This window comes from Bacillus sp. FSL W8-1141, from assembly GCF_038593205.1.
Lineage (GTDB): Bacteria > Bacillota > Bacilli > Bacillales > Bacillaceae > Bacillus > Bacillus altitudinis.
This window is the reverse complement of record NZ_CP151973.1, coordinates 1187219-1204711: the sequence shown is the minus strand read 5'-3', so window position 1 is coordinate 1204711 and position 17493 is coordinate 1187219. Positions and strand designations below refer to the sequence as shown.

Genomic DNA, 17493 nt, shown 5'->3' with positions numbered 1-17493 from the left:
TCTGTGCAGAGAGCCACTTTATGTAGCTCCCTGTTTAAGAAAAACAGGTCAACGAACCACCACCTATAAAAAATTTTATTGTTAAATGGTGCACCTGTAAAAGTAGTGAGTGAAAGACTAGGATACAAAAGTATAAAAGTAACGCTTCAAACATATGCTCATGTACTAACTTCAACAGGCCAACAGATAGCTGATCAAATGGACGGCATTTTAAATTAACCACACTATATTTTCAGTGTGGTTTTTATTTTGGTAATGTTACCTTTTTCTTTTTGGTTTTAAAAATACAAAAGCCACTCTCGATTATCTCGAGAGTGGCTCTGTATCAACATCTATGATTCCGACTGGCTCGAACCAGCGAACTCTATCCTGTCAAGGTGAATGACCTCATCCGAAGCAAACAGACCTTCCCTGAAAAAGACTGATTTAATAAGGTTCTATGATGAGCCTTTCTGATAAAAAATGTGCATTTCTGAAGAGAGCTGAAAGGGTTCGTCCCCAATCCGTCCCCATAAAAAACAGACCATGCAGGGTCTGTTTTAATTTTGCCTATACGTTTTGAGAAGTTGTGTTTCGATCGATCATAGTCGTGTTTCGATCGATTTTTTGTATTTGTATCGATGTTGTGTTTCGATCAGTTGCAATAGTGTACACTCCTGCAGCTGCAACCACAGTAAGAGCAATCATCTTAAAACCCTTCTTAAAACTCATACAAACAATCCCCTCTCTGAATTTTGAGTTGTGTTTCTAATACCTTTTGATAAGCAGCTGTTGCTTCTTCAAATTGACCTTTTTTCCCATACTCATCTGCATACACTATATAGCATGCCTCAGCGTAAGCGAAAAGCTGTTTCTGTTCTAGATACTGAAATACTTCGGCCAGCTGCTCCTCATTTATATTATTAACATAAACCGCTTCTAAGAAGTTAAATAGATTTTCATAAAGCTTATTAGGGGCTTCCTTAAGTATATTAGTTCCTTGTTTTAAAGATGCTTCTCCTTCTTTAAGTCTTCCTGCTTTAAATTGCGTACAGCTAATCGCAAAATACAATTTTGTAAGAAGCTCAGAATCATCATCTGCCTTTAGAATAGCCTTCTCAAAATAATTGATTGCTTCATCCCATTGACCGTCTCTATCAAATGTATGGCCAATATTCAAAAATGCTTTAGTTAGGATTTTTTGATCTCCAATTTCCTCTGCTATTTTAATTGCATTCTTTAGATGAGGAATTGATTTATCATGTCGAGCCAAATCATCATAATTTCCTGCTATGACAAATAAACATTGAATTTTTCTTACTTTATACAGATCATATTGATCGTAGATTTCCAGAGCTTTTAAAATATGATGCATCGAGACGTGGGTTTGTTTCATAATATAGTAAGCTTCAGCCACCTTGAAATGAAATTCAGCTTGTTCAATTTCATCTATAACTAGCGTAAGTTGTTTCTCCGCCATTTTATAGTATTGGATGGCCTGTACATATTCTTTTATACTGAACTCGTACATCCCACGAAAAAAAGCGTTGTAATACTGCAGCATGCCGGACAATTTATGATTGGAGTTTTCTATTTTATCAACTAAGTCTGCAATGGATAAAGAGCGTTGATCAGAGGGCTTAATATAATCAAGCATAAGCTGATGACGAAAGCACATCAATTGATAGTAAATCAGTAAATCCTGGTCTTCTTCCATTCGTTCAATTTCTTGTTCTACCTCAGCTTTCAAAATCTCTGCATCTGGAACACTAAATTGACGAATCATTTTATACCATTCATTTATTTTCACACCAACATGTGAAGAAAGAACCTTCTCCATCCCCTTACTCCCCTTCTACAAGATTTCCTTATATTACATTTATTATGACATACAGAAATTTACAAGACACCGAAAAGAAACCGCAAAAAGAACCATTGTACATCAATAAACCTTTGGCACATGTCTTTATCATCACAAAACTAAAAGGCAGACTCATTTCAGTCTGCCTTCATCTTCTAGATTTCCATGAGAATACCTTTTGTCTTCAGGTAATTTGCATTGAATCTAGCCTTTTTTCTTTTAATATTGCATACAATTTCGTGATGTCTAGATCGATCACCAGACTATATGAGCATCGGGTTACCGTCATATAATGTCATATAATGATGAAAGTGCTCTTTTCTCGGATAATTTTCATCTATTTGTTTAAACATTTTTTATCTCCTCCTGAATGTAATTTCTTGTATTCAGGAGGAAGCTTTATCTGTTTTTACCACCACAATCATCCTTTCAAAAGATATATCATGTTTCTGTCTATTCAAAGACTACCATGACCTTTACCTACGTTAAAGCCTGCAGCAACTCTTCGTAAGTTATCTTGCCCAACGTGAATTTTTCTAGTGCTATATATGTATTCTCCGCTGAGGTATTCATTCTATTATGACAGTCATTCACTAGCTCATGTTCATTTGGTAATGGTTCATGTATATGTTCTGTTTTTCGAAATGCTTCATAGTATCTTATACCAAATATTCTTTGGGACAACGCATTAATGTGAATTCCGTCCGGATTAGATATAAGGCCTTTCGCAGTAACATAATAACAATTTTCATGATGATGTGCATATTTTTGTAGTACCTCATTGATCAGTTGATATTCCACACATCCTGCGCCAAATGCTGTCTTTCCTAAGAAATCGCCCAAACCACCTATCACAAGCGGAATGTTAGGTACAGATAATTCAGTTCTTAGCTCATGAAATAATCTTCGTATTTTTTCATCGTATTCTTTGTATTTCCCATCTTGGCTGTCACTTTCTCCTTGATGCCATAATATCCCGGCCAATTCGCTATCTTCCTTTGCAAATGTAGCTTCATTTATTGCATGACGAAATAATACCCCATCTCGTGACCACTCATCAATGGAACTGCCACCTTCGGCACATGGAATAAGACCAATTTTTTCTCCCTCATGATCCTTACACCAAGTCTCCGCGAAGGAAGCCGCCAGTCCTACACCAGCTACCGGCCTATCAAAATGAATCGGTTCAGTCATCATTTGCCATCTTCCATTTCGCAGCATCATGATTCTTTCATTATAAATTGGCGGCACTTCATGCTTAAAGCCTCGACCCGCCATATTAGATTGTCCAATTAGTAAAAATGACTTCATATTTTTCTCCCCCTCTCTTTATTTTTCATATTTTCCTATTTTTGTTGAAAGAACAGTAAACAGCAATTACTTAGGGTAAGATCCTGATGCATCTATCAATCAGGTGGATCGACTATAATCAATCCACTTAAACCATTTTAACAAGAAGAAATCTCTTGTCCATGTTGTCATATGGGCTTACGTTAAACTTGTGAAAAAAACATATTCATGTATAATACAATTGATGTATCACACATGAATTTTAGGAGGGTGACCTTTTTGAAAAGAGAAGATGCCTTAAAACTAAGATCAGATATTAAGAAGATGATTATAATAACTGGGGTTTTTGAATCTCAAAATTTGCCCAATGGACCATTTGAAAAACCTCTACCAACTTCTCAAATGATGGCGTTAGAGGAAATAGAGATGGAAAAATTAACCGTTTGGCAACTATCCAATAAACTTAGATTAGAGACTTCAACTGTAAGTAGATTGGTAGATAAGTTAGTAAAAAAGGGACTTGTTTATCGTGAAGTAAATGAAGAAAACAGAAGAGAACTTTTTCTGCACCTCACAGAAAAAGGCCACATTACTGTTAATCGCTTAAGAGAACAATCCCTTACATTTTATCAACGTATCCTCAATAATTTATCAGAATCAGAACAAAAAATAGTTGTGGATGGTTTTGAATTATTTATTGATTCTATTTCTAAGTCTTTTGATTAGAGTTAGGTAAATCATACCCTTTGGAGGATAAAATGAGTTTGGATTTTGAACGTCCTATTATTGAACTAAAAGAGAAATTTGATGAATTAAAGAAAATGATGAAAGAACATAATGTAGATTTATCATCAGAAATTCAAGAATTAGAAAAACGTTTAAATAAAATGCAAGATGAAATTTATTTTAATCTTACACCTTTTCAACGAGTTCAAATTGCAAGGCTACGTAACCGGCCCACGACATTGGATTATATACCTTTATTGTTTACAAACTTTTTCGAACTTCATGGTGATCGATTATATGGTGATGATCAAGCAATGATAGGTGGTATTGCAAAATTTAAAGGGATGCCCGTTACGGTTATTGGTCATCAAAGAGGGAGAAGTACAAAGGAAAATATAGAAAGAAATTTTGGAATGTCACATCCAGAAGGATATAGAAAAGCGCTAAGACTGATGAAACAAGCTGATAAATTTAATCGCCCTATTATTACATTTATTGATACAATTGGCGCCTATCCAGGCAAAGGGTCTGAAGAACGTGGAATTTCTGAAGCGATAGCTCGAAATCTATTGGAAATGGCTACACTTAAAGTGCCAATTGTTTGTATTGTAATTGGAGAGGCATCAAGTGGTGGAGCTCTTGGTATTAGTGTCGGTAACCATATCCATATGTTAGAGTATTCATGGTACTCGGTCATTTCGCCAGAAGGAGCAGCATCTATCCTATGGAAGGATGCTAAGTATGCTCCAGAAGCTGCTAAACACATGAAAATTTCAGCAAAAGATTTAAAGCATTTAGGAATTATTGATGAAATCATTCCTGAAATTAAGGGTGGAGCACAAAATGATATAAAATCACAAGCAAAATTGATTGAATCTGCAATCGAATCATCTCTTAAAAAATTGATACGATTATCCTCGGAAGAGCTTATACAACAGCGGTATGACAAGTATAGACAAATAGAGAATTATAAATGAAAATACTTAAAACCGTATTACATTTCTGAGAATTCTTACTAAAAAGTTCTAGATATTTTGTAAGTAACCTCTTAAACTGGATATGCTGATACTATTAAAAGTGTGTGATCTGTATGGAAAAGGGATTTTTTGATTCTAAAAATACTGAGAAACAATCTGGTGGATAAAGTTCGTCCCCAATTCGTCCCCAATTCGCCCCCAACCAAAAGAAAAAAAACAAAAAACCCTTGCTAGGCAAGGGTTTCAACGATGATTCCGACTGGGCTCAAACCAGCGACCTCTACCCTGTCAAGGTAGATATGTAGAATCCTGTGATTATCACCGATATCCTCTATTCACTTATAAACCTTGATACATAAGCTTTCCTTACCCTTCTGTATCCTCTGGTGTTACTTCGTATTTTTTAAAAACCGAAAAAAATGTTACCTTTTTATACACCTGTTTTAAGCTTTATCACCATTAATATATTTCACTAACATAGCTGCTGCGTACATAAAGAATGCAGCGATTAAACCATTCACCATACTTCCAAAAACTACAATCAAAATCTGTCCTGCGTAATCTGTCCATGTTTTATCTGGAAATACAGCAATGTTCCATATACTCACCAGCATATAGAATCCAGTCACAACGATAAACGTCCAAACAACTAACTTTGATTTGAGCATTTAACGACAATCCTCCAATATCCATTTTCTTCTATGATAACATGAGTTCTTTTAAAATCCTCAATCAATTCACCTTGTTTAGACAAAGACGCTTCGGATGCACCAACAATCCTAATATTTTTATACGCCTAGAACGATGCTTTAATTTCATCATTAGTCGGCTCTCGCGTTCTAATTTCTTTAATTTTTTGTTTAGCCAAACTATAATAGCAGTATAAAAGATCATCAATATAATTAATGTAACTGTTCCTTTCTTCCTTCACCTTCAGAGCCCTATAGACCTTCAGCTCCTTGATTAGAGCATTTCAACTTGCTTCTCATCGATCCCTGGTAATATACAGATTTCACCTTACCACTCCTTGAAAGTTCATATTGAAATTTTCTTATAATCTATCTAACTCTAAAAACCGTTCATATTTTTACAAAAACACCCTTGATTTTATTATAAAAAATGGGATAATCTGGAATATCAAAATAAACAAGGGAGAGTTTTAAATGAGATTAAAAAAAATTTTAACTTTTTCGGCATTATCCTTTGCTTTACTTGTTTCTGCATCTCCTGCATTCGCTTCAACTTCTAATGCAGACAGCAACATGAGTCAAAAGGTAATAACTCCTCAAGATGAGCTGAAAACTATTCATCTAAAAGCCAATACACAAAAAGAATCTATCAAATGTTTCGGTCTCTTTATTAAAAGATGCATAAAAGGGTGATGGTACTTGGACAGGCAAAATAGATAGGGGGGTGACCCTCCTATCATTTTTAATTAGCTAACTTTAAAATATATAGCCGCCATCACTATGCCTATGTTAGTGATTTCAAGATTTTAATTCAACCTTGATAATTACTGTCTGTTGATGAGTTCCAAATGGTCTAATTTTACCTTTTGTTTGTTCCCATCTAAGAATATTAACATTGAAAAGTTGGTATTAGTCCGTTTACTTCTTTCCCCCATTATGCTTATGTTTCCACCGTTTGTTAAAAGATCAACCACTTTGAGAAAAAACGTTTCTTTTTGTTACATGCGCTTATATGTAACTAAACGTTACGTTAGAATGTATTTATTAAAGGGTAGGCAACAACAAATAGAAAAGAGAAATAGCTAAAATAACAATATATGGAAATAAACTTGGTATCTCAGCATATACAGCCTATGAATTAGGGAAAAGAGAACCAGACCATAATACGTTAATAGCTATATCGAACATTTTAGATGTCTCGATTGATGTTCTTCCCAAAGGTAGAAACAACAAGTCGAATATTAAAAAGATCTCGAAACATTAATCGCTTCTCGAGATGGAGAAATTACAGAAGAAGAAGCTCGCGAATTATTAGAAATTAACCCTTAAAACACTGCAGAACACTTTAATCGTTTTGATCCTAAAGATACTGAGAAACAATCTGGTGGATAAAGTTCGTCCCTAATCAAAAGAAACAGAACGAATATTCGTTATCAGAAAAACAAAAAACCCTTGCTAGGCAAGGGTTTCAACGATGATTCCGACTGGGCTCGAACCAGCGACCTCTACCCTGTCAAGGTAGCGCTCTCCCAGCTGAGCTACGGAATCGGGTTATGTATCAGTTCTGGGCTTTCTGTTACTGACAGTCTCTATTATATAACCATCATGATCAGTCGTCAATGGTTTTGTTCAAAAAAGGCACAAAGCCGGTATCCATACCGGCTTTTCACTGACTTTTATGATTGGTTCACAAGGACGGGCTTTAGTTGATCTAGTGCTTGTTTGAAGTCCCTTTTGAGGTCTTCTCCGTTTTCTACGCCCACACTTAATCGAAGTAAACCATCCGTAATGCCTCTTTTTTCTCTTTCTTCTTTTGGCATAGCGGCATGGGACATTTTGGCCGGATAGGAAAGAATGGATTCGACTGCTCCGAGGCTGACGGCGAATACAGGTAATGTGACGCCATCGATCAATTCTTTGACAGCCGCTTGGTTTTCTAGTTCAAATGAAAGAACAGCACCTGCACCGCTCGCCTGTTTCCGCTGAATGTCTGCCCCTGGGTGATCATCTAATCCTGGGTAATATACTTTTTTGACCGCAGGATGTTCTTTGAGGAATGAAGCCAGTTCTAATGCGGTTTGACTGGCTTTTTCTAATCTGACTTGAAGGGTCTTTAATCCTCTAAGCACAAGCCAGCAATCCTGTACGCCAAGCACCGCCCCGAAGGAGTTTTGCAGCGAATAAAGTTCGTCTCCTAGCTTCTCATCTTTCACCACGGCTAAGCCTGACAGTACATCACTGTGGCCGCTTAAAAATTTCGTTGCGCTGTGCAGCACAACATCAACACCAAGGTCCAGCGGACGTTGAAGCGCAGGCGTTAAAAACGTATTATCTAAGAAAGTCAGACAGTCATGTTCTTTCGCAATCTGTACGACACCTTCAATATCCGTAATACCGAGTGTAGGGTTTGACGGTGTTTCCATGTAAATGACTTTTGTATTTGATTGAATGCCTTGTTTCACTTCATTCAAATTGGTCATGTCCACAAAGGTATGCTCAATCCCAAATCTTGAAAGCACTTGGGTGATCATTCGGAAAGTCCCGCCGTACACATCTCTTGTGACAAGGACATGATCTCCTTTTGATAATAGAAGAAAAGCAGTTGAAATGGCTGCCATACCTGACGCAAAGGCAAGCCCTCTCGTTCCTCCTTCCAGCGCTGCAATCGTATCCTCTAATGCTTGACGTGTCGGAGTTCCCGATCTGGAGTAGTCATATTGGCCAAATTCATCGAAGCTGCTTTGATGAAACGTCGATGCATGTTGAATCGGTACACTGACTGCACCTGTTGAACGGTCTGTTTTAAACGCATTATGAACGAGTTGTGTTTCTAGTGTCCAATCGTGTGTGGTCATTTCGTGTGTACCTCCTCTTTCACATTTGATAGTGCCTGTTTCAGGTCTGCTTTTAGGTCCTCCACATGCTCAATCCCGACTGAGAAACGGAGCAATTTGTTACACACACCGTTTTCGATGCGAATCTCTTCTGGGATGTCCATATGGGTTTGCGTTGCAGGATACGTAATGAAGCTTTCAACTCCGCCAAGGCTTTCAGCAAAACAAATCGTTTTCAGCTGCTTCAAAAATGGATTGACCCAGTCCTCTTTGGCTACTCGGAATGACAGCATGCCTCCCTTGCCTGGGTAAAGGACATCTTGAATTTCAGGCTGCTGCTTTAGAAAATCAGCTAATTCCTTCGCATTTGCTTCGTGCTGGCGCATTCTCAGCGCCAATGTTTTCATTCCTCTCATTAAAAGCCATGAGTCAAATGGAGATAAAACCGCCCCAATGGCGTTTTGATGCTGGAACATGTCTTCCGATAGCTTCTCTCCTTTTGTGACGACAAGTCCGGCAAGAACATCGTTATGTCCGCCTAAATATTTGGTGGCACTATGAATGACAATGTCCGCTCCGAGTGTAATCGGTTTTTGCAAGACGGGCGTATAAAAGGTGTTATCCACAATGACCAATGCACCGTGTTCTTTTGCGATTTTCGCAACCTTTTGAATATCCGCTTCCTGCATGAGTGGGTTTGTTGGCGTTTCAATAAAGACGGCTTTTGTATTTGGCGTCATTTTAGAGCGTAAACAGTCTTCATCTGAAAAATCATCATAAACAAAGCGCAGTCCGTACTTTTTCCATTCGTTTTCAAATAGACGGTATGTACCGCCATATAAATCTGATGAAACAATGAGTTCATCCCCGCTCTCAAACAGCGCCATGATCGTTTGGATGGCAGCCATTCCCGAACTGAAGGCAAAACCGGCCGTTCCTTCTTCGAGTGAAGCAATTGCATCTTCTACAAGCTGCCTTGTTGGGTTTTTCGTCCGAATATAATCAAATCCTGTTGATTCCCCAATGCCTCTATGTCTGTAAGCTGTTGAAAGATAAATGGGAGGACTGACAGTACCAGTCACCTCTTCGCTGCGGTTTCCAATTTGCGCTAACTTCGTTTCCACATGTTCTGTCATTTGACACCATCCTAAGTAAAAATCTAATTTCAAAACAGAAAAACCCCTTCTTCATAAGAAGAAGGGGTTTAATCGCTTCCTCTTATCTTCCAAGCAAAAAAGCTGCTTGCTGGATTTAGCACCTTGGTACATCACATGAAGTGATGCATACCGGTTGCTGAGGTTTCAAAGGGCCAGTCCCTCCACCTCTCACGATAAGAATGTGTTGTCTGTCTGTTCTAATTCTTAATACTGTAACGCATTAAACCTCATTTTTCAAGGGGAAATGTAACGATTAATTAAAATTTTCTGTATTTTGTAGCAGATTGAATGTTAGCCAATTTGATTGCATGTTAGCATATAGGAACAACGCTGTTTTTCGTGTTACAATGAATGGAAACGTTTCACTTATGATGAATTTGGTTAGCTGGAGGAATGGTTTATGGTGAAGAAAACAGGCATCATTCAAGAAGAAACCTTACAGTCAAAAGAACTTGGGGCAGATATGACCATTTTGATTTATTTGCCAGTCAATTACTCCCCCCTTTATACATATCATGTCATCATTGCACAAGATGGTCATGATTATTTCCGTCTAGGTAAAATAGGCAGACAAGCGGAAGAATTAATGCAAAACAAAGAAATGGAACGCTCGATTATCATTGGTGTCCCATATGAAAATGTTACTGAAAGACGAAATACGTATCATCCAGACGGACCAAAGTTCGAGGCGTATAAACGCTTTTTGGCAAATGAACTAGTTCCGTATATTGATGAACACTATCCAACGTATCAAGTTGGATCAGGTCGTACATTTATTGGTGATTCATTAGGTGCTACGATCTCACTTATGACAGCCATTGATTATCCTTCGTTATTTGGCGGACTGATTTTGCAGTCTCCTTACGTGGATGAGTCGGTTCTGCAAGCAGTCAAACAGTCATCATCCCTTGCTCATTATGCCATTATCCATCAAATCGGGTTAGAAGAAACAGCTGTGAAAACGACAGATGGGCAAGTGCTAGACTTTATTCAGCCGAACGAAGAATTAAAGGTCCTTTTGGAGAAGTCCGGTGCGGATTATTTATTTGAGACATTCGAAGGCGATCATAAATGGACGTTTTGGCAGCCGCTCATTTCACCTTCGTTAAAAAGAATGCTCCCATATTCGTTAATCAACTGAATTTTGTTATAATAAAAAATAATAAATACTTTCTTAATCAGGAGGGAACATGATGAAATACGGAGTTGTTTTATTTCCATCAAAAAAATTGCAAGACATTGCGAACTCTTATCGGAAACGTTATGATCCGAACTATGCACTCATACCACCTCATTTAACATTAAGAACACCTTTTGAATTAACGGATCTAGAAGCAGCTGAGGTCGTCTCCACCTTGCGAGAGTACGCAAAAAATGCTTCTCCTATTACGTTACGTATTAAAAAATTCAGTTCATTCGCTCCTGTAAACAACGTGATTTATATGAAAGTAGAACCGAACGAAGAATTAATGACTCTTAATGAGAAGTTGTACACTGATCCGCTTGCTGGTACACCTGAATATGCATTTGTCCCGCATGTGACAGTGGCTCAAAAGTTATCAGACGATGAGCATTCAGACGTTCTAGGCACATTGAAGCTGAGAAAAATTGACCACGAGGAAACGGTTGACCGCTTCCACCTTTTATATCAATTAGAGAACGGTTCTTGGACCGTTTATGAAACATTTATCTTAGGAGAAGAGGGTTAAAGACATTTGAATACAGTCATCGTAAAAGAACAAACACAACGAGAAGATGCTTATTATGTTCGAAAAGAAGTTTTCGTAAAAGAACAAGAAGTCCCGTTAGAGATCGAAATTGATGAACTTGAGGACGAAGCCATTCACTTTGTCATTTATAATGATGACAACAAACCACAAGCTGCTGCTAGACTGCGCATAATTGAAGGTCATAAAGCAAAGCTTGAACGAATTTGTGTATTAAAAGAGGCGCGCTCTTTCGGTCTTGGCCACCAGCTTTTAGAAGCACTTGAGTCTGAAGCGATGGCAAACGGAGCGAAAGAAGCTGTCATGCATGCACAAGTCCAAGCTCTTCCTTTCTACGAAAAGAAAGGCTACAAAGCCATTTCAGAACCGTTTGAAGAAGCAGGGATTACACATGTCAAAATGACAAAAACACTATCCGTTTAACGAAAATAAAAAGCCAGGGCATCATGGATGCTCTGGCTTTTTATTGATTCCATCTCGTTCGCTCAGGAAGAAAGCGCAGTCATTTAGACGTAAGTATTGATATGAACGCCCTTACCTTCTTCCATAAACATATCTCGTACAAAGCGTTCCCGCTTTTTTTGCTGTACTTTCGTTTCCGCTTCTGTCACTAAGTCCTCTTTTTTCTCCAGCTCTCTGTATACCTTGTCATGAAAGGTGCGGGTGACCTTCGTCACTTTCGCATAGTCTTCTTTATCCTGAGGAGCAGGACGATTGATATATTGAAAATACAGATCCGGCTGAATCGGGGCTATATATCCCATCAAGAACGCCTCCTTTGCTTCTCTTCTATTCTACTATTCCCTAATTATGACTGTTTGAAACACGCCTCATTTGATATGATTAGATGTGTTTCTTTTTAAGATTGATTGACTATTGGAGGACTAGCTTTGAAATGCGCACGACGACATGATCGAACGATCTCATTACATACATATTCGAGAGAACACTATCAATTCCTCCATGATGAGGGGAAAAAAGGGCATTTATCTTGCCCATATTGCGGACAACCCGTCTTTTTTAGATTAAATATACATGAAGAACCTGCCTTTATCCATAAGCAAATATCTCAGCAAGAGATTTGCGAAAAAAGAGAACAACAAGAGGAAAAGAAACCGGCTGAACGAGAGGAAGATGCATCCTACAAAGAACTTGGCGGCTTTCGCTTTCCAACCGGCAAACAGATCATCTCACAAACAGAAGATTCGGATGACTGGCAGGAACCACGGTCCATTCAATTTGGCGAAACCTTTCATTTAGAAAAGAATGAAGAAGTGCATACCATTGACCTCTTTCCACACATCACCTTTAGCGCACCACAGCTTCAAGCAGTCACACACAAAGACGGTCCGATGCTTGTGCTAGCTGGCGCCGGCAGCGGGAAAACAAGGGTACTGACAGCAAGAGCTGCTTATCTGATGTCATACCATCAAATCCCTGCTCACCATATCCTGCTCGTGACCTTCACCACAAAAGCAAGCAGTGAAATGAAAGAAAGACTGCGTATGCAGTATCAGCTTCATCCTTCACAGGCGAGCCAAGTTGTGACAGGCACATTCCACAGTCTATTTTATAAAATGCTGCTTCACGATGATCGGGGTAAATGGAACGGACAGCATTTGATTAAATTCGACTGGCAAAAAGAGCAGTATATTCGCAAAGCGATCATGAATGAAGGACTTGATGAAAAAGACTATCCAACCGATCAAGTGCTGCAATCAATCGGCTATTGGAAAAATGCTTTTTTACCAAACGAACTTCCTGAGCTGAAAGATGAAAAGGAAAAGCAAATGTGGGCAATCTATCAGTCATACGAACAGCAAAAGCGTGAAAATCAACAATTTGACTTTGATGACATGGCGATTGCCTGTTTACACATGCTGAATAAGCAGCCTGAATTGCTCAAACAATATCAAGAACGATTCAAGTATATTTTAGTAGATGAATTTCAAGATATTAATCCCGTACAATATCAATTAATCCAGCTTTTAGCTGGAGAATCCGAGCAGCTATTTTGTGTAGGCGATGATGATCAAGCCATCTATGCATTTAGAGGAAGCAATCCTGCTTTTATTCTTGACTTCAAACAGGACTATCCTTCGGCCGAGATCGTCCATTTACATGCAAATTACCGCTCTCATCATACGATTGTCGCAAGTGCAGACGCCATTATTAAGAAGAACCAGCATCGTTACGAGAAAACGTTAAAAGCCGTTCGCGTGGAGAAAATTCCGCCGACTCTTTTTTATCCATATGACGAGGAAGAGGAAGCGACCATGATCGTAGCAGATATTCAGGAGAAAATTAAAAACGGTGCAAAACCGAATGACTTTTGCGTGCTGTTTAGAACGAATACAGGAGGCCGCGCGATTTATGAACGTCTTCATCAATCGGCGATTCCGTATCAAACCGATGCTGGTGTAAAAGCCTTTTATAGCAGAAGAATTGTTCGGGTGCTGCTCGCTTTTCTTTCGCTAAGTCAGGATGCAGATGATGTCGCCGCAATGAAGCTGCTGCTGCCCGTTTTCTTTTTAAAGCAGCAAACACTGAATACCCTGAAGGCGCTGACCATTACAGAAGATTGTTCTATGGTAGAGGCACTTGGAAAGCTAACAGACATTCAGCCGTTTCAGCGCAAAAAACTGCAATCGATCGTTCCCCTGTTTCGAACGTTAAAATCGTTAAAGCCATCTGAAGCTGTAGCGTTTATTGAACAAAGGATGGGACTTGGTGATTATTTAAAAAAACGTGTGAATGATACGAATGTGCTTGAAAAAGGAACAGATGATGTACGAGATGTGAAAACAGCGGCGAAACGTTTTGAAACAATTGAAGCCTTCCTCGCTCATGCCGAACATATGAAATCTGCTGAAAAGGAAAAATCAGATGAACCAGGCGTTCAGCTCATGACGATCCACCGTGCGAAGGGACTAGAATTCCAAACAGTGTACATCACGAGCGTGGTTGATGGGGCGCTCCCTCATGACTTTGCACTTGATGAGCTGAGAAGCGGTGATGAAGAAGCCATTGAAGAGGAGCGGCGCTTATTATACGTTGCCATGACGAGAGCAGAACAATCCCTTTATCTATCCGTTCCATCATATAGAAGAGGAAAAACTGCTCATCGTTCCCGCTTTTTGTACCCTCTTTTAAAGAAACATCGTGAAGGTTTTACCCAAAAACAACAGGCCCCCCTTTAAATGGAGAGCCTGTTGTTTATTTTTTGTTGTTCATCATTTTAGCGATTGTATTAAAATCAAGCTTTTCTTTTCCACTTGTAATCGATTGAACGATTTTGTCTTCCATTTCTTTAGGTACACGTTTGTTTGCAAGCTGCGCCACTTTTTTAATGACACCTCGAACGGTATTCTCATCTTTAAAGTTCGCGTTTTGCAAAGAACCTGCAAGCTTAAAGACATCATTCATATTTACACCTGTTTTATTTTCCACACTTTTAAAGAACTTATTATCCATTCCTTTGCCTCCTCTTTGTGGAGTAATCACCTTACTATATGAAAATAGGCGAGATATGTGCCTATCCTGCTGCCTTGTTAGCAAAGAGAAAGGAAAGCAAAAGGCTTCCCTATTGCTTCCCTCACCTTCTTACTGTTTAGTTAAAGAAAGAAGCACCAACGATGATTAGAAGAATGAAAAGCACGACGACAAGAACAAAAGTTGAACCATAACCGCCGCCGTAGCCGCCGCCATAACCTCCGCAATAACCGCCACCGTAACCGTAACAACTCATATTTAAGCACCTCCTCTTCTCCCTTACAAAATATGAAAAATACATGAAATGGTTTGGACGATCACATAAAAAAGTGCGGAATTTTTATTTCTGCTGTTTAAAGACGTAATCTGCCTCTCCATGACGGATCATGAATGCTTCTGTTTCTTTCGCAAAAGTATCCATTTTCTCGCCAAATGCTTTTAAGTGCTCTTCAAGATCCTTCGCTTTATTCGCTAGATCCATTTCAGCTTTTTCGTGCGCTTGCTCTTTCCCATCATGGGGTTTAGTGAACAAGGAACCGATTAATTGTTCGAATGCATCCATTCTGGTCACCCCTTCTCTCTTACATATGCATCACCCAAAAAAAGGGCAACAAAAAAACCGGATAAATCCGGCTTTTGTTTTTCCCTATTGAGGTTTCTTTTTCTTCCCGCAGCCGCAGCCAGTCTTCTTGATTTTCTTCGTATATACAGATTGTTGATTTGACTGCGCTGGATACCCTTGAAGCATATGTGACGGTGTTTCAGTTGGTTTCATCGCAACCCTTCCTTTCCTATTCCATGTTAGTATATGCATTTTCTTTAAGCGTGTCTGATCAGAATGCCTGTTTATTTCACAAGCTTCGACACGACTGCTTCAATCAAGCCTGCTGCTGCGGCAATCGCTAATAGTAAATTAAGCCACATGCTGATGACAGGAAAAAATATGTATATCAGTAGTAAAGCAGCAGTGCACCACATACCCGTACACCAATAACAGCTTAACAGCTCTCCTATCCAAGATCGCAGTCCCTTCCCCTTAATGACGATATAGGTCTCGACTTCACCTTGTTCGTTTACCTCTTCTTGCTCTTCATGAAATAGACGGCGAAAGGGGGCTGTAATCGTATCAAACACGATCAATCTCGTCAGCCTAAAGGATGCGAGGGCAAATATAGCAAATGACAAAGCGCCGCTCATGGAACCTCCACCTCCTTCATTCTTCTTTTTCCGTCCTTTCTTTATATATGCAAAAAGAAAGACCGCCATGATGAATCGGGTGCAAATAAAATTGGGTTGTACTTTTTCATGCTTTCCGATTCCACCTTGAGCCTCTGCTGCATTAAATAATGTATAGATAAGAAAGGAGTGAAAGTATTGTCTATTGAAGAAAGTGCTGATTTATTATACACACAACTGTTGAACGAATTAATCAGCAATTATGATGATTTCATCGAGATCAAGGATTCCGAAAATGTCACGATTCATAAAACAGATGTAACAGCCGCACTCTCCCTTCAAGCGACCGTAACGACAATCATTACTCTTTTAATTCAAATTCTTGTACCAGATGATGAATTGGCTGCAGACATCACAGAACAGCTTTTAGCTGCACAACAAGTGACAGTTCAAAAGAAAACCGTGATTCAAATCATCAATTGTTATAACGTCACGATTACATTATCTGATGCATCCATTATGAACTCCGTACAAATTCTCACTCAAACACTGAATGTACTTTTAGTTGAAGCCGGCATTCTTTGACCCTTTCTTTTTCTAACATCATGTATGAAAGAGGTGAAATAATCGTGGCTGAAGAGAACGAAAAAAAGGAGTTTCAAATCAACACTGATGTTGATCCATTAACAAGCCTTCTTGTGAGTGATATTTTAAACAAAAATAATGTCACAGATGATCAGAAAGCAAACCTTTCAGAAGATCAAAGAAGGATGATTTTGAAGCTGGTTCAGGATTTACAAAAGAAAGCAGATGATTTCGTACAGCAGCAGCAGGAGAAAAAGCGTCAGGCAGAGGCAGCAAAACATGCAGAAGAGGTCGAGCCTGAACCACAAGTGCGCCCTAAACGAAATTCACTTCGAGAACGTATCCAGCAGCGTCGTCAAGCGCAGCAAAATAACGATTAAATAAAAATGGGTTGCCTGCTAGGATAAATGCCCGAGACAAAACCAATCATTCCAGCATTTAATAAAGTAAACGGAAGGAGGAAAAGAAATGGATTCTAAACCATACTCTTGGGTCGCTCTAGATCGCAACTGTACACACCACGGCGATTACCATCATAACTACGAAAGAAAAGCAGTTTGTGACGGCCACTATTATGATGATGAAGATGTTTTACAAGACTTTGATCAAGTGAGTGTAACAAAGCAGACATCTGAGGAAGTCATTATCGTTAGAGATTCTTGTGACATTAACGTCTCTTCTGTTGATGCACAGGTTGCAGCATCTATCCAAGCAGCTGTTCAAACAGCGATCATCACCATTACAAACATCTCAATCGCTGATGGTGACCTAGCTGACCGCGTCACGCAAGATCTATTGCAAGCAGCTAGCCACAAACAAACAAATCGCCAGAAACTTGTTATCGAAAACTCTAGAAACGTTACAGTTTCTACAATCGATGCAGACATCTCTATTGCCATCCAAACGCTTACACAGACACTTGTTGCGACGATCGTTGCAATTGGTATCCTCTAATGTACAAAAGCAGAGCGAAAAGCTCTGCTTTTCCTTTTTCTAAAAA

Annotated in this window: 21 protein-coding genes, 1 tRNA gene, 2 pseudogenes and 1 riboswitch; of the genes and pseudogenes, 10 read left to right on the top strand and 14 right to left on the bottom strand. The window is 39.0% G+C overall.

Features of this window, described 5'->3' with window-relative positions; all coding sequences use genetic code 11:
• Window positions 1-549: 549 nt before the first annotated feature.
• From NSQ52_RS06050 to NSQ52_RS06035, 4 genes and pseudogenes are all read right to left on the bottom strand, one after another.
• Window positions 550-711, bottom strand: coding sequence for a RapH phosphatase inhibitor (locus NSQ52_RS06050; protein WP_178930054.1), 162 nt, complete (start codon window positions 709-711; stop codon window positions 550-552).
• A complete protein-coding gene (locus tag NSQ52_RS06045; RefSeq protein WP_342473996.1) occupies window positions 701-1819 on the bottom strand; it encodes a Rap family tetratricopeptide repeat protein in 1119 nt (372 codons plus the stop codon). Before NSQ52_RS06045 ends, NSQ52_RS06050 begins: the two co-directional genes overlap by 11 nt.
• A 226-nt stretch (window positions 1820-2045) precedes the next feature.
• Window positions 2046-2193: pseudogene (locus tag NSQ52_RS06040) on the bottom strand (CatA-like O-acetyltransferase); the annotation flags it as partial.
• A gap of 127 nt (window positions 2194-2320) precedes the next feature.
• Window positions 2321-3151 carry a sialate O-acetylesterase gene (locus NSQ52_RS06035; RefSeq protein ID WP_326241615.1) on the bottom strand — a complete coding sequence of 277 codons (831 nt, stop codon included), beginning with the start codon at window positions 3149-3151 and terminating at the stop codon, window positions 2321-2323.
• Window positions 3152-3409: 258 nt separating this feature from the next.
• Here NSQ52_RS06035 and NSQ52_RS06030 point away from each other — a divergent pair, with 258 nt between their 5' ends.
• Both NSQ52_RS06030 and NSQ52_RS06025 read left to right on the top strand, forming a co-directional pair.
• Window positions 3410-3856 (top strand): MarR family transcriptional regulator, encoded by a 447-nt coding sequence (locus NSQ52_RS06030; RefSeq protein ID WP_047945567.1) that lies wholly within the window; start codon window positions 3410-3412, stop codon window positions 3854-3856.
• 32 nt (window positions 3857-3888) lie between these two features.
• Window positions 3889-4833 (top strand): acetyl-CoA carboxylase carboxyltransferase subunit alpha, encoded by a 945-nt coding sequence (locus tag NSQ52_RS06025; protein ID WP_217967349.1) that lies wholly within the window; start codon window positions 3889-3891, stop codon window positions 4831-4833.
• Window positions 4834-5276: 443 nt separating this feature from the next.
• Here the strand turns inward: NSQ52_RS06025 and NSQ52_RS06020 are convergent, their stop codons facing one another.
• Window positions 5277-5501: a hypothetical protein gene (locus NSQ52_RS06020; protein ID WP_017359644.1), complete on the bottom strand. Its 225-nt coding sequence runs from the start codon at window positions 5499-5501 to the stop codon at window positions 5277-5279.
• A gap of 495 nt (window positions 5502-5996) precedes the next feature.
• Between NSQ52_RS06020 and NSQ52_RS06015 the strand changes: the two are divergent.
• Window positions 5997-6207: pseudogene (locus NSQ52_RS06015) on the top strand (hypothetical protein).
• A gap of 790 nt (window positions 6208-6997) precedes the next feature.
• Here the strand turns inward: NSQ52_RS06015 and NSQ52_RS06010 are convergent.
• From NSQ52_RS06010 to NSQ52_RS06000, 3 genes are all read right to left on the bottom strand, one after another.
• Window positions 6998-7070: transfer RNA gene (locus tag NSQ52_RS06010), tRNA-Val, on the bottom strand.
• A gap of 128 nt (window positions 7071-7198) precedes the next feature.
• The gene (gene metC / locus NSQ52_RS06005; RefSeq protein WP_144678912.1) at window positions 7199-8377 is read right to left on the bottom strand and encodes a cystathionine beta-lyase; all 1179 of its coding nucleotides are present in this window, start codon (window positions 8375-8377) and stop codon (window positions 7199-7201) included.
• Complete coding sequence (locus NSQ52_RS06000) at window positions 8374-9492, bottom strand: methionine biosynthesis PLP-dependent protein (RefSeq protein ID WP_144678913.1); 1119 nt, start codon at window positions 9490-9492, stop codon at window positions 8374-8376. The genes metC and NSQ52_RS06000 overlap by 4 nt, the downstream gene beginning before the upstream one ends.
• Window positions 9493-9571: 79 nt before the next feature.
• Window positions 9572-9693, bottom strand: a riboswitch (SAM riboswitch).
• 220 nt (window positions 9694-9913) lie between these two features.
• Between NSQ52_RS06000 and NSQ52_RS05995 the strand changes: the two genes are divergently transcribed.
• From NSQ52_RS05995 to NSQ52_RS05985, 3 genes are read left to right on the top strand one after another with little or no spacing between them, the layout of a single operon-like run.
• On the top strand, window positions 9914-10654 hold the full coding sequence (locus NSQ52_RS05995; protein ID WP_019743058.1) for an esterase family protein: 741 nt from the start codon (window positions 9914-9916) through the stop codon (window positions 10652-10654).
• Between the two features lie 52 nt (window positions 10655-10706).
• Window positions 10707-11222 carry a YjcG family protein gene (locus NSQ52_RS05990; protein WP_024720139.1) on the top strand — a complete coding sequence of 172 codons (516 nt, stop codon included), beginning with the start codon at window positions 10707-10709 and terminating at the stop codon, window positions 11220-11222.
• 6 nt (window positions 11223-11228) lie between these two features.
• Window positions 11229-11663, top strand: coding sequence for a GNAT family N-acetyltransferase (locus tag NSQ52_RS05985; RefSeq protein ID WP_047945552.1), 435 nt, complete (start codon window positions 11229-11231; stop codon window positions 11661-11663).
• An 83-nt stretch (window positions 11664-11746) separates the two neighbouring features.
• Here NSQ52_RS05985 and NSQ52_RS05980 read toward each other — a convergent pair whose 3' ends face one another.
• Window positions 11747-12004, bottom strand: coding sequence for a hypothetical protein (locus tag NSQ52_RS05980; RefSeq protein ID WP_008348414.1), 258 nt, complete (start codon window positions 12002-12004; stop codon window positions 11747-11749).
• A 126-nt stretch (window positions 12005-12130) separates the two neighbouring features.
• Here NSQ52_RS05980 and NSQ52_RS05975 point away from each other — a divergent pair, with 126 nt between their 5' ends.
• On the top strand, window positions 12131-14440 hold the full coding sequence (locus NSQ52_RS05975; RefSeq protein WP_144678914.1) for an ATP-dependent helicase: 2310 nt from the start codon (window positions 12131-12133) through the stop codon (window positions 14438-14440).
• Window positions 14441-14456: 16 nt separating this feature from the next.
• Here the strand turns inward: NSQ52_RS05975 and NSQ52_RS05970 are convergent, their stop codons facing one another.
• The 5 genes from NSQ52_RS05970 to NSQ52_RS05950 form a co-directional block, all read right to left on the bottom strand.
• Window positions 14457-14714 carry a stage VI sporulation protein F gene (locus NSQ52_RS05970; protein WP_008348417.1) on the bottom strand — a complete coding sequence of 86 codons (258 nt, stop codon included), beginning with the start codon at window positions 14712-14714 and terminating at the stop codon, window positions 14457-14459.
• A 136-nt stretch (window positions 14715-14850) separates the two neighbouring features.
• Window positions 14851-14988, bottom strand: a complete 138-nt coding sequence (locus NSQ52_RS05965) for a YjcZ family sporulation protein (RefSeq protein ID WP_008348419.1) — start codon at window positions 14986-14988, stop codon at window positions 14851-14853.
• Window positions 14989-15072: 84 nt separating this feature from the next.
• Window positions 15073-15294, bottom strand: coding sequence for a hypothetical protein (locus NSQ52_RS05960; protein WP_008348420.1), 222 nt, complete (start codon window positions 15292-15294; stop codon window positions 15073-15075).
• A gap of 84 nt (window positions 15295-15378) precedes the next feature.
• Window positions 15379-15507 (bottom strand): hypothetical protein, encoded by a 129-nt coding sequence (locus tag NSQ52_RS05955; protein ID WP_008348422.1) that lies wholly within the window; start codon window positions 15505-15507, stop codon window positions 15379-15381.
• 71 nt (window positions 15508-15578) lie between these two features.
• Window positions 15579-15929 (bottom strand): DUF1360 domain-containing protein, encoded by a 351-nt coding sequence (locus NSQ52_RS05950; RefSeq protein WP_035700339.1) that lies wholly within the window; start codon window positions 15927-15929, stop codon window positions 15579-15581.
• Between the two features lie 177 nt (window positions 15930-16106).
• Here NSQ52_RS05950 and NSQ52_RS05945 point away from each other — a divergent pair, with 177 nt between their 5' ends.
• The 3 genes from NSQ52_RS05945 (at window position 16107) to NSQ52_RS05935 (ending at window position 17447) form a co-directional block, all read left to right on the top strand.
• Complete coding sequence (locus NSQ52_RS05945) at window positions 16107-16493, top strand: spore coat protein (protein WP_007498962.1); 387 nt, start codon at window positions 16107-16109, stop codon at window positions 16491-16493.
• Window positions 16494-16537: 44 nt separating this feature from the next.
• The gene (locus tag NSQ52_RS05940; protein WP_035392394.1) at window positions 16538-16873 is read left to right on the top strand and encodes a hypothetical protein; all 336 of its coding nucleotides are present in this window, start codon (window positions 16538-16540) and stop codon (window positions 16871-16873) included.
• A gap of 88 nt (window positions 16874-16961) precedes the next feature.
• Window positions 16962-17447, top strand: a complete 486-nt coding sequence (locus tag NSQ52_RS05935) for a spore coat protein (RefSeq protein ID WP_008348431.1) — start codon at window positions 16962-16964, stop codon at window positions 17445-17447.
• The last annotated feature ends 46 nt before the right edge of the window (window positions 17448-17493 follow it).

What these genes read in the sequence shown, in the direction of transcription:
- NSQ52_RS05950 (WP_035700339.1), bottom strand. Translation starts at nt 15,929, where the DNA reads ATGAGCGGCGCTTTGTCATTTGCTATATTTGCCCTCGCATCCTTTAGG.
- NSQ52_RS05990 (WP_024720139.1), top strand. Translation starts at nt 10,707, where the DNA reads ATGAAATACGGAGTTGTTTTATTTCCATCAAAAAAATTGCAAGACATT.
- NSQ52_RS05935 (WP_008348431.1), top strand. Translation starts at nt 16,962, where the DNA reads ATGGATTCTAAACCATACTCTTGGGTCGCTCTAGATCGCAACTGTACA.
- NSQ52_RS05955 (WP_008348422.1), bottom strand. Translation starts at nt 15,507, where the DNA reads ATGAAACCAACTGAAACACCGTCACATATGCTTCAAGGGTATCCAGCG.
- metC (WP_144678912.1), bottom strand. Translation starts at nt 8,377, where the DNA reads ATGACCACACACGATTGGACACTAGAAACACAACTCGTTCATAATGCG.
- NSQ52_RS05960 (WP_008348420.1), bottom strand. Translation starts at nt 15,294, where the DNA reads ATGGATGCATTCGAACAATTAATCGGTTCCTTGTTCACTAAACCCCAT.
- NSQ52_RS06035 (WP_326241615.1), bottom strand. Translation starts at nt 3,151, where the DNA reads ATGAAGTCATTTTTACTAATTGGACAATCTAATATGGCGGGTCGAGGC.
- NSQ52_RS05970 (WP_008348417.1), bottom strand. Translation starts at nt 14,714, where the DNA reads ATGGATAATAAGTTCTTTAAAAGTGTGGAAAATAAAACAGGTGTAAAT.
- NSQ52_RS06045 (WP_342473996.1), bottom strand. Translation starts at nt 1,819, where the DNA reads ATGGAGAAGGTTCTTTCTTCACATGTTGGTGTGAAAATAAATGAATGG.
- NSQ52_RS06000 (WP_144678913.1), bottom strand. Translation starts at nt 9,492, where the DNA reads ATGACAGAACATGTGGAAACGAAGTTAGCGCAAATTGGAAACCGCAGC.
- NSQ52_RS06050 (WP_178930054.1), bottom strand. Translation starts at nt 711, where the DNA reads ATGAGTTTTAAGAAGGGTTTTAAGATGATTGCTCTTACTGTGGTTGCA.
- NSQ52_RS06025 (WP_217967349.1), top strand. Translation starts at nt 3,889, where the DNA reads ATGAGTTTGGATTTTGAACGTCCTATTATTGAACTAAAAGAGAAATTT.
- NSQ52_RS05965 (WP_008348419.1), bottom strand. Translation starts at nt 14,988, where the DNA reads ATGAGTTGTTACGGTTACGGTGGCGGTTATTGCGGAGGTTATGGCGGC.
- NSQ52_RS05980 (WP_008348414.1), bottom strand. Translation starts at nt 12,004, where the DNA reads ATGGGATATATAGCCCCGATTCAGCCGGATCTGTATTTTCAATATATC.
- NSQ52_RS05995 (WP_019743058.1), top strand. Translation starts at nt 9,914, where the DNA reads ATGGTGAAGAAAACAGGCATCATTCAAGAAGAAACCTTACAGTCAAAA.
- NSQ52_RS06020 (WP_017359644.1), bottom strand. Translation starts at nt 5,501, where the DNA reads ATGCTCAAATCAAAGTTAGTTGTTTGGACGTTTATCGTTGTGACTGGA.